The sequence below is a fragment of the Haloarcula laminariae genome (assembly GCF_025457605.1).
GTDB lineage: Archaea > Halobacteriota > Halobacteria > Halobacteriales > Haloarculaceae > Haloarcula > Haloarcula laminariae.
Genome location: NZ_JAMZFY010000002.1, coordinates 533531 through 548020 on the forward strand (window position 1 = coordinate 533531; position 14490 = coordinate 548020).

At 68.8% G+C, this 14490-nt stretch carries 15 protein-coding genes; 10 read left to right on the forward strand and 5 right to left on the reverse strand.

Annotated elements, in window-relative coordinates; genetic code table 11:
- Position 1 precedes the first annotated feature (1 nt).
- Together metX and NJQ98_RS14380 are read left to right on the forward strand one after the other, a co-directional pair.
- Positions 2 to 1198 (forward strand): homoserine O-acetyltransferase MetX, encoded by a 1197-nt coding sequence (gene metX / locus NJQ98_RS14375; RefSeq protein WP_262179862.1) that lies wholly within the window; start codon positions 2 to 4, stop codon positions 1196 to 1198.
- Positions 1199 to 1232: 34 nt separating this feature from the next.
- Positions 1233 to 1538 (forward strand): DUF7130 family rubredoxin-like protein, encoded by a 306-nt coding sequence (locus NJQ98_RS14380; RefSeq protein ID WP_262179864.1) that lies wholly within the window; start codon positions 1233 to 1235, stop codon positions 1536 to 1538.
- Positions 1539 to 1572: 34 nt separating this feature from the next.
- Here the strand turns inward: NJQ98_RS14380 and NJQ98_RS14385 are convergent, their stop codons facing one another.
- Positions 1573 to 2019 carry a hypothetical protein gene (locus NJQ98_RS14385; protein ID WP_262179866.1) on the reverse strand — a complete coding sequence of 149 codons (447 nt, stop codon included), beginning with the start codon at positions 2017 to 2019 and terminating at the stop codon, positions 1573 to 1575.
- An 80-nt stretch (positions 2020 to 2099) separates the two neighbouring features.
- Between NJQ98_RS14385 and NJQ98_RS14390 the strand changes: the two genes are divergently transcribed.
- Positions 2100 to 2978 carry a ketopantoate reductase family protein gene (locus NJQ98_RS14390; RefSeq protein WP_262179868.1) on the forward strand — a complete coding sequence of 293 codons (879 nt, stop codon included), beginning with the start codon at positions 2100 to 2102 and terminating at the stop codon, positions 2976 to 2978.
- On the opposite strand, the gene NJQ98_RS14395 is transcribed toward NJQ98_RS14390, so the two are convergent.
- The 3 genes from NJQ98_RS14395 to NJQ98_RS14405 all read right to left on the reverse strand — a co-directional run bounded on the left by NJQ98_RS14395 (position 2975) and on the right by NJQ98_RS14405 (position 5967).
- Positions 2975 to 4000, reverse strand: coding sequence for a lysylphosphatidylglycerol synthase transmembrane domain-containing protein (locus tag NJQ98_RS14395; RefSeq protein ID WP_262179870.1), 1026 nt, complete (start codon positions 3998 to 4000; stop codon positions 2975 to 2977). The genes NJQ98_RS14390 and NJQ98_RS14395 overlap by 4 nt on opposite strands.
- A gap of 1 nt (position 4001) precedes the next feature.
- Positions 4002 to 5504, reverse strand: coding sequence for a sulfatase (locus tag NJQ98_RS14400; protein ID WP_262179872.1), 1503 nt, complete (start codon positions 5502 to 5504; stop codon positions 4002 to 4004).
- Between the two features lie 85 nt (positions 5505 to 5589).
- Positions 5590 to 5967 (reverse strand): NifU family protein, encoded by a 378-nt coding sequence (locus NJQ98_RS14405; RefSeq protein ID WP_262179874.1) that lies wholly within the window; start codon positions 5965 to 5967, stop codon positions 5590 to 5592.
- 209 nt (positions 5968 to 6176) lie between these two features.
- On the opposite strand from NJQ98_RS14405, the gene NJQ98_RS14410 reads away from it, so the two are divergent.
- From NJQ98_RS14410 to ribB, 5 genes are all read left to right on the forward strand, one after another.
- Positions 6177 to 6323, forward strand: coding sequence for a hypothetical protein (locus tag NJQ98_RS14410; RefSeq protein WP_262179876.1), 147 nt, complete (start codon positions 6177 to 6179; stop codon positions 6321 to 6323).
- Between the two features lie 87 nt (positions 6324 to 6410).
- On the forward strand, positions 6411 to 7394 hold the full coding sequence (gene twy1, locus NJQ98_RS14415; RefSeq protein WP_262179878.1) for a 4-demethylwyosine synthase TYW1: 984 nt from the start codon (positions 6411 to 6413) through the stop codon (positions 7392 to 7394).
- A gap of 82 nt (positions 7395 to 7476) precedes the next feature.
- Positions 7477 to 8382, forward strand: coding sequence for a DMT family transporter (locus NJQ98_RS14420; protein WP_262179880.1), 906 nt, complete (start codon positions 7477 to 7479; stop codon positions 8380 to 8382).
- A gap of 72 nt (positions 8383 to 8454) precedes the next feature.
- A complete protein-coding gene (locus NJQ98_RS14425; RefSeq protein WP_262179882.1) occupies positions 8455 to 9153 on the forward strand; it encodes a DUF120 domain-containing protein in 699 nt (232 codons plus the stop codon).
- Complete coding sequence (ribB, locus tag NJQ98_RS14430) at positions 9140 to 9808, forward strand: 3,4-dihydroxy-2-butanone-4-phosphate synthase (RefSeq protein WP_262179885.1); 669 nt, start codon at positions 9140 to 9142, stop codon at positions 9806 to 9808. Before NJQ98_RS14425 ends, ribB begins: the two co-directional genes overlap by 14 nt.
- Before the next feature lie 28 nt (positions 9809 to 9836).
- On the opposite strand, the gene NJQ98_RS14435 is transcribed toward ribB, so the two are convergent.
- A complete protein-coding gene (locus NJQ98_RS14435) occupies positions 9837 to 10871 on the reverse strand; it encodes a hypothetical protein (protein ID WP_262179887.1) in 1035 nt (344 codons plus the stop codon).
- Between the two features lie 211 nt (positions 10872 to 11082).
- Here NJQ98_RS14435 and NJQ98_RS14440 point away from each other — a divergent pair, with 211 nt between their 5' ends.
- Positions 11083 to 12105 (forward strand): hypothetical protein, encoded by a 1023-nt coding sequence (locus tag NJQ98_RS14440; protein WP_262179889.1) that lies wholly within the window; start codon positions 11083 to 11085, stop codon positions 12103 to 12105.
- Between the two features lie 178 nt (positions 12106 to 12283).
- Entirely contained in the window at positions 12284 to 14467 is a 2184-nt protein-coding gene (locus tag NJQ98_RS14445; protein WP_262179892.1) for a DUF7282 domain-containing protein, read from the forward strand.
- Positions 14468 to 14490: the final 23 nt, after the last annotated feature.

The following is a 14490-nucleotide window of genomic DNA, read 5'->3' on the forward strand; positions in this document are numbered from 1 at the left end:
GATGGACTCGAACGCCGTCTCCGTCGGCGAGTTCGAGTTCCAGTGTGGCGAGACCATCGAGGACCTCGAACTGGCCTACGAGACCTACGGCGACTTCACCGGCGACAACGCCGTGCTGGTCTGTCACGCGCTGACCGGCAGCGCCCACGTCGCCTCGCGGGGCCGGTTCGAGGAGGGCGACCAGGCCTACGCCTGGTGGGACGACATCGTCGGGCCGGGCAAGGCCATCGACACCACGGAGTACTTCGTCGTCTGCGTGAACGTCCCCGGCTCCTGTTATGGCTCCAGCGGCCCCGCCACCGAGGACCCCGAGACGGGCGAGCCCTACGGACCCGACTTCCCGCCGGTCACCGTCGCCGACTGGACCGAGGCCCAGCGCCGGGTCCTCGACGAGCTGGGCGTCCCCGCTCTCTATGCGGTCGTCGGCGGCAGCGTCGGCGGCATGAACGTCTTGGAGTGGGCCAAACGCCACCCCGACCACGTCGAGAAGATAGCGCCCATCGCCGCCGCGGGCCGTCTGGACCCCCAGTGTCTCGCGCTCGACGGCATCGCCCGGCGCGCGATAACGACCGACGAGAACTGGCAGGGCGGCCACTACTACGACGGGGAGCATCCCGACCAGGGACTGGCGCTGGCCCGCCAGATCGGCCACGTGATGTACTTCTCGAAGACGAGCATGGACCGTCGGTTCGGCCGTCGCGCGGCGACGCGGGAGGCCGAGCGGGCCTTCCCCACGGACCCCGCCGGTCGATTCTTCCCGTACCGGGACGTGGAATCCTACCTCGACTACAACGCCTCGAAGTTCGTCGAACGGTTCGACGCCAACAGCTACCTCTATCTCACGCGGGCGATGGACAACTACGACCTCGCCAGCGGGTTCGAGTCCGACGCCGACGCGCTCGCCGCCTTCGACGGCGACGCCCTCGTCATGTCGTTCACCGGCGACTGGCACTTCACCAGCGAGCAGAGCGAGGTCCTGGCCGACGCGCTCCGGGCCACCGACACCGACGTGGCCCACCACGTCGTCGACTCCGACTACGGCCACGACGCCTTCCTCGTCGAGCCCGACAACGTGGGTCCGCCCCTGGCCGATTTCCTCGATGTGGGCCTCTCCGGGAGCGCTATCTCCGACACCGAGGAGTCCGAAGACGACACCTCCGATTTCGCCCCGGTCCACACCAGCCTCTTTTCGCGCTAGTCTTTATCACACTTCGACTCGTCTATATATGTGTATGACTGATATGTTCGCCACAGCCGACCAGGAGGACCTCGCGTTCGGGATGACGGTGTACGACGAGTCGGGCGAGGAGCTCGGGACCATCCGGGGGTTCGACAAGCACGGGTTCTACGTCTCCGTCGAGGACGGCATCCAGTCGCTGACCGACGACCACCGCACCACCGGTGCCGCCGGCGAGGCCGAACTGATGTGGCGCTGCTGGGAGTGTGGCGCTATGGGCGAGATAGACGAGGATATCCCCGAGACCTGTCCCGATTGTGGCGCCCCCAAAGAGGAGATATACTACTGGACCGAGGACTGACCGGCGGCGAACTGCGGCCTCGGCCCCGCGGGGCCTACTCCACTTGCTCGATGCGCTCCGCGTCGACCGCCGCCCGAACCCGCGATACGGCGTCGGACGGGAGCGCGAACCGCAGCCGCTCGTCACGCCACTCGGCGACAGCGACGCCGTCTGCGTCCCGCACGAGGGCACGCTCGACGTCTTCGAACAGCTCCGCCAGGGCGTCGAAGGTCTCGCCCGTGAGCGGGACGGTTCCGGCGGTCGTGCCTGCGTCGACGGTCACGTCGGGATACCCCGACAGCGCTTCGAGGGCCTCGCGCCGCGGCCCGATTACGTCCGTCTGTCGGCCGATACGGAGCTTGACGGTCGCCGTCTCTGGTTGCCGTGGCGTCGCGTCCAGCGCGGCCGCGAGCCCGTCCAGTCCGGCCGACAGGTCGGTGGCCGGGGGACGCAGCCGGTAGGACGGTTCGCGCTCGGGCCACGTCGGCGTCTGCTCGGTCATACGCACCGTTTGCCGCGGGCGCTGTTGTGCGTGGTGGTTCCGACCGGCCGCTTTTGTAGCCCGCTGTCCTCCCCTCGGACATGGACATCGCCGTCGTCGGCGCCGGGAGCCTGGGGAGCCTGCTGGGCGGGCTGCTCGCCCGCGAGCACGACGTGACGCTGGTCGGCCGGGACCCACACATGCAGCGGGTCGCGGCCGAGGGGCTCCGCGTCGCGGGCGTCGAGCAGTTCCGCGTCACGCCGGCGGCTCGAACCGACGTACCCGACAGCGCCGACCTCGCCGTCGTCGCCGTGAAGAGCCACGACACCGCCGCCGTCGCCGACCAGCTCGCCGGCTGCGAACTCGGCGCGTGCCTCTCCGTTCAGAACGGGATGGGCAACGAGGCGACGCTCGCGGCCGCGCTGGACTGTCCGGTGCTTGCGGGCACCTGCACCTACGGTGCTCGACTCGACGAGCCCGGAACCGTCGCGTTCACCGGTCGGGGAGAGGTGGTGCTCGGGCCGCCAGCTGGCGGGCGTTCCGAGACGGCCGAGCGGGTCGGCGCGGCGTTCGGGGGAGCCGGCGTCGAGACGACCGTCGCGGCGGACATGCCCAGCCGGCTGTGGGCGAAACTGGCGGTCAACGCCGCTATCAACGCCGCGACGGCGCTGGCCCGCGTGGAAAACGGCGCGCTCGCCGACGGGCCGGGCGCCGCCCTCGCGGCCGACGCCGCCCGCGAGACCGCCCGCGTCGCCCGCGAACAGGGGGTCGACCTTGCCGACGAGCGCGCCGTCGAGCTGACCCGACAGGTCGTCCGGGACACCGCGGCGAACCGCTCGTCGATGCTGCAGGACGTCGAGGCCGGGCGGGCGACCGAAATCGACGCGATAAACGGCTACGTCGTGGCCGCGGCCGACGGGCCGGTGCCGGTCAACGAGACGCTGACGCGGCTGGTCCGGACGCGGGAGCGGGCCGACTAGTTGCGCCGGAGGACGTACAGCGCCGCCACGCCGCCCAGTACCAGCGCGAACAGGTAGCTGGCCACGCGATAGAGGATGGCGATGACGGCCGCGTCGGTCCCGCCGACGGCGGTCAGGGCCACGACCAGCACGACGAGGGCCGTCTCGACGGCCCCGGAGCCGCCGGGGGAGGGGACCAGCCCGGCCAGCGTCGAGGCCGGAACGATGAAGAAGACGAGCAACAGCGGCAGTTCGGCGCCGACGGCCTGGGCCGAGAAGTACAGCGGCAGAGCGAAGAAGACCCAGCCGATGTAGGAGACGCTCAGCGCCTTCGCCAGCGCCCGGCGGTCCCGCGCGATGCGCTCGAAGGCGCTCTCGGTCTCGCGGATCCGCTCGCGGAGCCCGTCGAGGCTGAACACCGGCAGCCGTCCGACCAGCGGCGCGGCGGCCCGGAGTATCGCGGCCCGGAGCCGGTCGCGATAGCGCCACCCGACGGCGGTGACCAGCGGGACGCCCACCGAGAGGACGACCAGCCCGCCCGCAAGCGGTTCGATGGCCGCGGGGAGCGAACTCCCGTACAGCAGCGCCGCGAAGCCGACCCCGGAGAAAGTGACAAAGGGGAACAGGTTCAGGAGATCCGCGGTGACGACGCTGGCGAGGCTGTCCTGGTAGCTCGCGTCCGTGTCCCGCGAGAGGACGTAGGCGATGAAGGGCTCGCCGCCGGCCTGGCCCAGCGGGGTAACGTAGTTGGCGAAGGTCGCCGCGTAGTAGGTCACGACGAGCTTCGGGAACGACTCCTCGATGCCCGCCACGCCCAGCACGATTTGCCAGGCTTTCCCCCACGCGGTGAGGCAGACGGCCGTCGAGAGACAGGCCAGCGCCAGCCAGCCGAGGTCGGCGCGGCGGAGCCCAGCGAGCACGCCCTCGGTGCCGACGAAGTCGACCAGCAGGGCGAGTACGCCGCCCGCGACCAGAAACCCCAGGAGTATCTGGGCGACGGTCCTGCGGTCGAGCAAGTCCAGGGCCGAGCTGTCCGAGCTCACGCTATTCGAGGTAACCCAGGTCCTGTAGTCTGTCTTTCGTCTCGCCGTCCATCCCGGAGAGCACGTCGCCGTCGGCGCCGTCGGCCTCGTCGGGCCAGGTCGCCCCGACTGCGTCGACGAACTCGAACAGCGCCCGCCGCAGGTGTTCGGGCTCGTCGTCGGTGCCGACGAGGTTCTCGGTCTCGCCGGGGTCCCGGCCCACGTGGTAGGCCTCGTCCGGGATGCGCGTGCAGTGGATGTACTTCTCCTCGGTGGTCCGCGCGGCGCCCATCCGGGAGTAAAAGCGGGACTGCTCGTCCAGTTCGATGCCGGCCCCGCTGGCTTTCCCCTCCAGCTGCCGGAGTTCGACGACGGGCTGGTGGTACTCGACGAAGCCGACGTCGCCGCGGGGTACGCCGCCCGTCTCCTCGGCGAAGTCCCGGTAGTCAGCCGACAGCAGCGAGCGGGCCGACTGCAGGGGCTCGCCCCGGCCCTCGGCGCCCGCCGCGTCAAGAACAGTGTGATAGAGGTCCACGAGTTCGACGGTCGTCTCGTCGTCCCGCTCCGGCTCTATGTCGGGGTGTTTGACCATCAGCGGGACGTTCACCAGCGGGTCGTAGATGCCGAACTCGTGGCCGTAGAGGCCGTGTTCGCCGAACAGCTCGCCGTGGTCGGCACAGACGACGACGGTGGTGTCCTCCCACTGGCCGGTCTCCTTGAGATGCGAGAACAGCCGGTCGAGCTGGTCGTCGATGTGGGCCAGCTCGGCGTCGTAGAGCCCCCGGATGTCGTCCCACTCGTCGTCGTCGATGTCGCGGGCGCCGCAGTTGAACTCCTTGGAGTTCTGGCACACCTCCGTGGGGTCGACGCCGGGGGCGAACCGCTCGGCGTACTCCTCGGGCGGGTGATAGGGGAGGTGGGCGTCCATCAGGTTGATGAAGGCGAAGAAGTCGTCGCTCTCGTCGACGAAGTCGATGGTCTTGTCGATGACCTGCGGGGTTTTCGTGTCGCCGCCGCCTCCCTCGGCGAGGTGTTCGTGTATCTTGTTGCCGACCTGGACCATCCGGTCGGCGACCCCGCGCAGGGTGTCGTTGTCGTTCATCGTCTTCCACAGCGAGGCCAGCGGGCCCGACAGGAGCTCGCTGGGCATAATCTGGAAGAAGTTGTCGTGGTCGGAAAAGCCCGCGGTGAGGTTCGTGTAGCTCGTTATCCAGGCGTTCGAGGAGTAACAGGCGGTGTCGTACCCCGCCGCCGACAGCGACTCCGCGAGCGTCGTGGCCCCCTCCAGATAGGGGTCCTCCTGGGTGGCCTCGTGTTCGCTCGGATAGAGGCCGGTGAACATCGAGGCGTGGACCGGCAGCGTCCACGGCGCCGGCGCGACGGCGCCTTCGAAGACGGCCGCCTCGTCGGCGAACTCGGCGAGGTTCGGTGTCGTCTCGAGCTCGTCGTCGTAGACGGTCAGGCGGTCCTTTCGGACCGTGTCCAGCACGACGAAGAGAACGTTGTCACCGTCCGTATCGCTCATACGCTACCAAAATCCGCCGCCGGGTTAATACAGTGTGTTTTTCGGTCCGGACGGTCGCCCGCTCGACGGAGCCCGAGAACGGCCTCTAGAACGGCGCTTCCGGGCCTTCGTCGTTGCCGCCCACGTCGCCGCCGCGGGAGTCGCCGCCGGGGAAGGAGGGGCTCATGCCGCCGTCGGCGCCGCCGGCCATTCCTTCGCCGCCTTCCATGCCGGTGCGGGCGACGACCTCGCTGATTTCGGGAATCTCCTTCGTCATGCGGGTCTTGATGGCCTGGATGGTCATCGGGGAGATGCCACAGCCGGAACAGGCCCCGCCCAGGCGGATGGTGACGCTGCCCTCTTCGCGGTCTATCTCCTCGATGGCCGCGCTGCCGCCGTGCATCTGAATCTGTGGGAAGTTCCGGCGCAGGAAGTTCGTGATTCGCTCGCGCAGGTCGTCCCCGTCCTCGGTTTCCGTGCTCATAGTAGCAAAACGTGGGGGCCGGGGAGGCTTAGACCTTTGGACTCTGACCACCCCGGGGCCGCAGACGCGCCGCGTCTGGCCGCCGAGCGAGCCGTCGCCCGGCGTCTGACGCAGGGCTGACGCGCCGAGGGGAGCCCCGTCACGTCGGGCGGTTTCACTTCCGGGCCGGTTGGCTGGCGTATATGCGTCACCCGCTCCATCGGACGGACATGTTCCAAGAACTGAAACGCCTCATCCGGCGGGGGACACGGGGTGGGCCCCTCCGGGAGTGTCGCCGCTGTGGCACGACGGTCGAGCACGCGACCGGAGACTGTCCGGCGTGTGAGTCGACCGATATCGCACAGTATGACATCTGAGACGCACGTCTGCCTCCCGTCGAATCTCGGCCGCGCGGTGTCCTTGAGAGGGAAGGATGTTTGCCTCCGGCGCTGTACCAGCACGACATGAGCGACAGCGACTCGGGCGGCCCCAAGCAGGTCTCCGACCCCGACTACCACAGCCAGAACCACACGGCGGCCCAGACCTGCGGCTGGACGGCCAACGCCTTGCGGGGCGAGGGGAAATGCTACAAGTACGCCTTCTACGGCATCGAATCCCATCGCTGCATCCAGATGACGCCCGTGGTCAAGTGCAACGAGCGCTGTGTCTTCTGCTGGCGCGACCACGCCGGCCACGCCTACGAGCTGGGCGACGTGGCGTGGGACGACCCCGCCGCCGTCGCAGACGCGAGCGTCGAACTCCAGCGGAAGCTCCTCTCGGGTTTTGGCGGCAACGACGAGGTGCCCCGAGAGGTGTTCGAGCAGGCGATGGAGCCCCGCCACGTCGCCATCTCGCTGGACGGCGAGCCGACCCTCTATCCCTATCTCCCCGAACTCATCGAGGAGTTCCACACACGCGACATCACCACGTTCCTCGTCTCGAACGGCACCGACCCCGAGATGCTGGCCCGGTGTGACCCGACACAGCTGTACGTCTCCGTCGACGCCCCCGACCGCAAGACGTTCGACAGCACGGTGAAGGCCGTCGAGGACGACGCCTGGCACAACCTCATCGACACGCTGGACGTGCTGGCCGGGAAAGACGACACCCGCACCGTCATCCGGAGCACGCTCGTGCGCGACGAGAACATGCACCATCCGGCGTGGTACGCGGCGATGTGTGACCGGGCCGACGCCGACTTCGTGGAGCTGAAGGCGTACATGCACGTGGGCCACTCGCGGGGCCGACTCGACAGGGAGTCGATGCCCAGCCACGAGGAGATTCTCGACTTCGCCGAGGAGATTGGGGCCTTCCTCCCCGACCACGACACCGTCAAGGAGGTCGAACCCTCCCGCGTGGCGATGCTCGCCCGCGACGCGGACACGTGGGTCCCGAAACTGAACAAGGACAGCGAGTTCTGGGCCGACGACCCGCTGGCCGAGTACTGACCGGACCGCAGTCCCCGACCGCGTCGTGACCGACACTATCCGGAACCGAGAGGTATACTAATCGCCACACCCGAACGGGCGTGTGTCCAGCCGGCTGTACACCGTCGGTCTGTTCGCCCTGCTGGCGACGCTGTGGGGCCTATCCTTCCTGGCTATCGAGGTCGGCCTGCGCTCGCTGGAGCCGGTGCTGTTTGCGGCCTTTCGCTACGGTATCGCCGCCGTGCTCCTGCTGGGGATGGCGCTTGCCCGCCGGGAGGACTGGCGGCCCACGGGGCGGCCGGACGTCGACGCCATCGTCGGCGGCGGCGCCTTCCTCGTGGCCGGCAACGCGCTCCTGTTCGTCGGCCAGCAGACCGTTCCCAGCGGCGTCGCGGCCATCATGCAGAGCCTCGTCCCCGTGTTGACCTCGCTGTGGGCGCTTGCCTTGCTCCCCGAGGAGCGGGTCTCGGCCGTCGGTGCGGTCGGCATCCTGCTCGGCCTCGTCGGCGTCGGCCTCATCGTCCGGCCGGACCCGGCGAACCTGCTCGGCAGCGACGCGGTCGGCCGCCTGCTCATCCTCGGGCAAGCCGCCAGCGTCGCGCTGGGCGGCGTCATCATCCAGCGGGCCGGCCCCACCCTCGACCGGGCCGCGCTCTCGGGGTGGTCCATGGCCGTCGGCGGCGCGCTCCTCTTTGCCGTCAGCGCCGCTATCGGCGAGCCGTTCGCCCTCCCCGCCACCGCGTCCGGGTGGGTCGCCGTCGCCTATCTCGGCGTGTTCGCCACGGCCGTGGCCTTCTTCATCTACTACACGCTGCTTGAGGTCCGCGGGGCGCTCGAGACCTCGCTGGTCGCCTATCTCGTGCCGGTCGTGGCGACCGTCGTCGGTATCGCCGTCCTGGGCGAGTCGATCACGCTGCCGACCGTGGTCGGCTTTCTGCTCGTCTTCGCGGGCTTTGTCCTCCTGAAACGCCGGGCTATCGGCGGCCTCCTCGTCGACGCGCGGCGCTGACGGCCCTGTCCCAATTGTGTGACGAGTTCCATCTTCGATATGCTTATCCGGATATACGCCGTAGACGGTGGTATGGCTGAATCATCGGGACGGGTCGTGGGGCGGGACGAACTCGCGACGCTGAAGCTGCTCGCGCTCGACGGCGCTCTGGACGAGCCGACGAAGGTCTCCTGTGCGGACCTGGCCGGCCGGCTCGACGCGTCCAACCAGACGGCCTCCCGGCGCCTCCAGCGCCTGGAAGACGCCGACCTGGTCGACCGCGACATGCTGGGCGACGGGCAGGTTGTCAGCATCACCGACGCGGGCGAGCGGCGCCTCCAGTCCGAGTACGCCGACTACCGCCGCATCTTCGAGTCCGACGCCAGCGTCCACCTGCAGGGGCTCGTCACCTCCGGGATGGGCGAGGGACGCCACTACATCACGCTGCCGGGCTACATGAAACAGTTCATCGACCGCCTCGACTACGAGCCCTTCGCCGGGACGCTCAACCTGGAACTGACCGACGACAGCGTCCGCAGACGCGCCCGCCTGGGCGCGCTGGAGCCCGTCACCATCGAGGGGTGGGAGGACGACGAACGCACCTACGGCCCGGCCTACTGCTACCCCGTCTCCGTCGAGAGCGGCGACGGCGAGTACGAGCCGGCCCACATCATCGCGCCGGAGCGCACCCACCACGGCGAGGAGAAGGTGGAGATAATCGCGCCGGAGAAGCTCCGCGACATCCTCGAACTCGAAGACGGCGACGAGGTGACTGTCCATGTCTCGGAGTGAGTCCGCCGACGCCGACACCGCACAGGCCGCCGTCGACGCCTTCGCCCGCGGCGAGCCGGTGCTGATTCACGACGCCGCCGACCGGGAGGGCGAGACCGACATCGTCTATCCCGCGGGCTCGGTCACCCCCGAGGCCGTCGCCCGGATGCGCAACGACGCCGGCGGGCTAATCTGTGCCGCGCTCTCGGACGCCGCGGCCGACGCGCTGGAACTCCCCTTCATGCAGGACGTGCTCGACCACCCGACGAGCGCCGACCACGAACTCGCCTACGACGAGCGCTCCTCCTTCTCGCTGACGGTGAACCACCGCGACACGTTCACCGGCGTCACCGACGACGACCGCTCGCTGACAATCACGGAGCTGGCCGCGCTTGCGGCCGACCCGGACCCCGAGGCCTTCGCCGAGTCGTTCCGTTCGCCCGGCCACGTCCACCTGCTGCGGGCCGCGCCGGACCTGCTCGCGGACCGCGAGGGCCACACCGAACTGGGCATCGCGCTGGCGGCGGCCGCCGACCAGCCGCCCGCCGTCGTGGTCTGTGAGATGCTCGACGACGAGACCGGCGGCGCGCTCTCGCCGGCCGACGCGCGGGCCTACGCGCGAGAGCAGGGGCTCCACTACATCGAGGGACGGGCCATCGTCTCCGCGCTGGCGTGACGCACCTGCGAAAACCGCGGTCGACCGGTCAGTAACTGGCCGAGTCGCGCTCGACCAGCGACCGGAGCTCCTCGGTGGTCCGCTCGACGGAGGCCGTCACGGTCGCCCCGTCGCGTTCGACCGCCACGTCGCCGACGATGTCGGCGACTGTCGCGTCCTGTAGCTTCGATTCGAGGCGGTCCCGAAGCCGCGAGACCAGGCTCGTCACGTCGCTCGCGGCAGCGATGTCGCTCGCGTCCAGCGTCGTCTCAAGCCCCCGAACGTCGCCGTCGCGGTAGACGGCGCCGCCGAGCGTGCTGACGTGGTCGAGCGGGGTGAGGTCTATCGACCGCCCGCCGCCGACGTCGACACTCGCGGGGACGGCGTCGTTGTCGCTCGGGTCCGGGAGCCGGCCGGCGAACCGAACGGGGCCGTCGCGGGTGTCCGCGAACGCGCCCTCGAGCCGCTCGCTGGCGGCCGCGGCCTCGCCGTTGCGCACGTCGACCGCGTCGTAGACGGCCGCTTCGGTCCCGACGACGACGCGGTCCGACCCGAGCCCGCCGACCCACGGTCCGTCCGCGGACTCCGGCTCGTACACGACCGTCCCGGACGCGTCCAGCTCGGTAAAGGCGACGTTGTCCAGGTTCGCTATCCCGGACTTGATGTCCTCGGCGCTCAGCTCGGCGTTGAGGACGACGCCGGCGTAGCCGTCGAACAGTTCGCTACCGTCGGCGCCGACGTCGCCGAAGGCGGTCGCGCGGTGGACCTTCTCGGGGTCGGTGTCGAACTCCGCTTTCACGTCGGCGAGCAGCGCGTCGACGTCGCGTGGGCTCTCGGCGGTGACCTCGGCGGACGCGTACTGCGTGCGCTGTTGCAGGGCGGCAGTGGTCAGCGTTCGCAGCCCGTCGTCCTGACGGAGGAGGTCAATGTTCGCGTCAATGAGTCCGTCCGCAGTCGTGGGGACAACGTCGGGCGGAGCAGTCGACGGGGCCGGGTTGTGGCGACCGGCCACTGTACCGATGGCCGTCGCCGACGCGAGGCCGGCGATGACCTGGAGGGTGTCTCGTCTAGCTATCTCTTTCACGACGGCTACTACTCACGCCTAGCCTTCAATTTACTGGAATGTACGGCGCACGGAACTACCCACTGCGGGACGGCTGGGTGGCCGTGTCCCGCCGGCAATCTCCCGTATACCGCCTCACTTGCGTTCGCTTCCGTACCAGCCTGCCGGTCGCTCCGTCCGCTATCCTGTCAGATGGATACTTTCTTGCCGTTCGTCCACTACCGTACGCTCCATGTGTGCTCGCCCGTCCCGCAGACGACTGTTACGAACGCTCGGGCTCGCGGCAGTCGGCGGTCTGGCCGGCTGCTCCGGCGGCGGCCAGGAGCGGACCCCGACGGCGCACACGGACACGCCGGCCGGTCCCCGACGGTCGGTCGACCTCCCCCCGTACGCGACCTTCGTCCCGGACACCACCGACGCCGTGCTGGTGACGATGTCCGACCGCCGGGTCGATTCGGGGCATCAGGTCGGCAGTCCGCCCGAGACGGTTCGGGACCCGCTCCGGTACGCGTCCATGACGGCCGCGTACGTCGGGGCGCTGCTCGAGTTGAGCGTCTACGGGACCGACTTCGGGTTCGAACGCGGCCGGCTCGACGTCTCCGGGCTGAGGCGGGCGCTGACTGTCGATACCGTCGGGGTGCTGGAACTTCCGGTCGACCTCGCCGGGGCGATAGCGGACGCCAAGGACGGGGCCGGGACCGTGCGATTCGAGGGGGAGGGGCGCGCGGTCATCGCGAACGCCGACGGCGCCGTCGCCGGGCTGACGACCGACGCGGTGGTGTTCACGCCCCCGCGGCTCGACACCGAGTCGCCGGACCGCATCCGCGAGATAGTCGACACGCGGGCCGGCGCCAGACGGCCGAAACACGAGGCCGACGACGGGTTCGCGTCGCTGCTCGCCGAGGCCGACGCCACCGGGAGCCTCGCCTGCGGCTACGCGCCCGACAGCGCGGTCGAGACGCTGGCCCGCGGGCGGGCCGCGTCCAGCCCGGTCTCCCTCCCGACCGACGGGTTCGGTTCGGCGACCGGCGCGGTGTTCCGCATCGACCTCGACAACGGCGAGCCGCCCCAGCCCGCGAGCGCCGTCATGCGGTTCTCCGACGGCGCCACGCCCGACTCGTCGGCGACGGCGTCGGTCGGCTCGGCGGCGACGGACCGGGCCGTCAGTCGCGGCGGGGGGACCGTCCGGATAACGGGGACGTACGGCTGGGACGCGCTCAGCGAGTTCGAGGGGAGCCTCCTCGACGGGCTGTAGTCCGCCCGTACCCGCTTCCGCGCCCGCTCGGAGGTGTTCGCGGTGGCGGCGTCCCGGCGTGGTCACGCGTTCCGAGCCGAGTAAGCCCGCGCTGTCGCCGCCGTCGTGCCCCTGTGTCGAGCTTACCGCTCGCTACGGCGGTAATAACAAACCGTATTTGCGACGGTGTTCCGTCCGTATGGAACAGGATTCCAACGGATACCGACGGTCGTATCGTAGACTCGCCACACTGGCAGTCGTTCTGAGTGTCGCTCTGGTACCGCTGAGCGGACTCGGCGCTGCCCAGCAGGCCGACGCGGCGGGGAACCAGTCCTACGTCGCCGTCCAGGGCGAGGAGTGCACTCCCATCACGTCGTTCTCTGACAACAAGTCCGCGCTCGCGTACTACGACTACCGACTCCCGGAGAACTTCTCGGACAACCCCTCGGTGAACCAGACGGGAGACATCTTCGGCTCGGGAGGAACGGCAGCCCTCCAGGAGCCGAACACGAGCGCCGTCTTCCTGTACACCGATACCGCGAACAACACCACGTCTCTCGTGTTCGTCCACGGCGAGGTAGAGGACGGTAGCGGCGGCGCGGCCACGTTCAACATCACCGGCCTGCCGGAGGACGGCAACTGGACGGTCCGCGACGACGACTTCAACGACACCATGAGCCTCGACAACTGGACTGTCAACGGCACGCAGTCCGTCGTCGACTGGGCCTGGCCCTCGGAGACGACTGACGGCGGTGTCTACTCCAACGTCAGCCAGGACACGAACGTCACCATCGAGCCGGCGTTCAACGAAGAGGCCGAACTGTTCGGCGAGGCCAACAACGGCACCGTCGATACGTGGCAGGTAATCTCGAACGAATCGGACAACACCACCATTTCGAACGAATCGGACGGCATGAACGAATCGGACGGTATGAACGAGTCGGTCAACGTCACCCGGACCGACCTGGTGATGAACGAGTCGCTCCAGATTTCGGGCGGTACCTGCGAGGACGTCGCTAATGGTACCGACGGCGACGACGCTGACACCGACGGTGGTGCCACGGACGACGCTGACTCCGATGGCGATGCCACGGACGACACTGACTCCGATGGCGATGACACCGACGACAGCGAGACGAACGAGACCGCGACGGTCGCGTTCGACGACCAGGAGACCGACGGCACGACCGTCACGGTCCAGAACGTGACGGTTCCCGAGGACGGCTACGTCGCCATCCACAACGACAGCCTGCTCGACGGTGACGCAGTCGGGAGCGTCATCGGCGTCTCCGACTACCTCGAAGCCGGCAGCTACGACAACCTCTCTGTCGAACTGTTCGACGTCCCGGGCGCCGACTTCGACGAGTCGGAGCTGACCGAGAACGCGACGCTCATCGCGATGCCCCACGAGGAGACGAGCGGCGACGAGAGCTACGACTTCGTCAGCAGTAACGGCGCCGACGACGGGCCCTACACCGACAACGGAACGCCGGTGACCGACGATGCCAACGTCACTATCGCCAACGATACTGACGACAACGAGACGAACGAGACTGCGACGGTCACGTTCGATGACCAGGAGACCGACGGTACGAGCGTTACCGTCCAGAACGTGATGGTGCCCAACGACGGTTACGTCGCCATCCACAACGACAGCCTGCTCGACGGTGACGCAGTCGGGAGCGTCATCGGCGTCTCCGACTACCTCGAAGCCGGCAGCTACGACAGCCTCACCGTCGAACTGTTCGACGTTCCGGGCGCCGAATTCGACGAGTCGGAACTGACCGAGAACGGGACACTCATCGCGATGCCCCACGAGGAGACGAGCGGCGACGAGAGCTACGACTTCGTCAGCAGTAACGGCGCCGACGACGGTCCCTACACCGACAACGGGACGCCGGTGACCGACGATGCCAACGTCACGGTCGTCAACGATACCGACGACAACGTGACTGAGACGCCAGAAGAGGACACTCCAGTAGACGACACGCCTGTTGATTCCCCGGAAACGGACACCCCAGCAGACGACACGCCGACTGACACGCCGGCAGACGACACGCCAACTGACACGCCGGAAGACGACACGCCGACCGACACCCCGGCAGACGATACGCCGACCGACACCCCGGCAGACGATACGCCGACCGACACGCCGGAAGACGACACGCCAACTGACACGCCGGAAGACGACACGCCGACCGATACGCCGGCAGATGACACGCCGGAAGACGACACGCCAACCGACACGCCGGAAGACGATACGCCAACTGACACTCCAGTAGACGACACGCCGACTGACACCCCGGAAGACGACACGCCGGTGGACGACGATGACGAGGTGACGCCCACCGACGACGGCTCGCCCGCTCCGCTCTCCGGATAGCGGCCGGGCTGTCCCACTCTTTT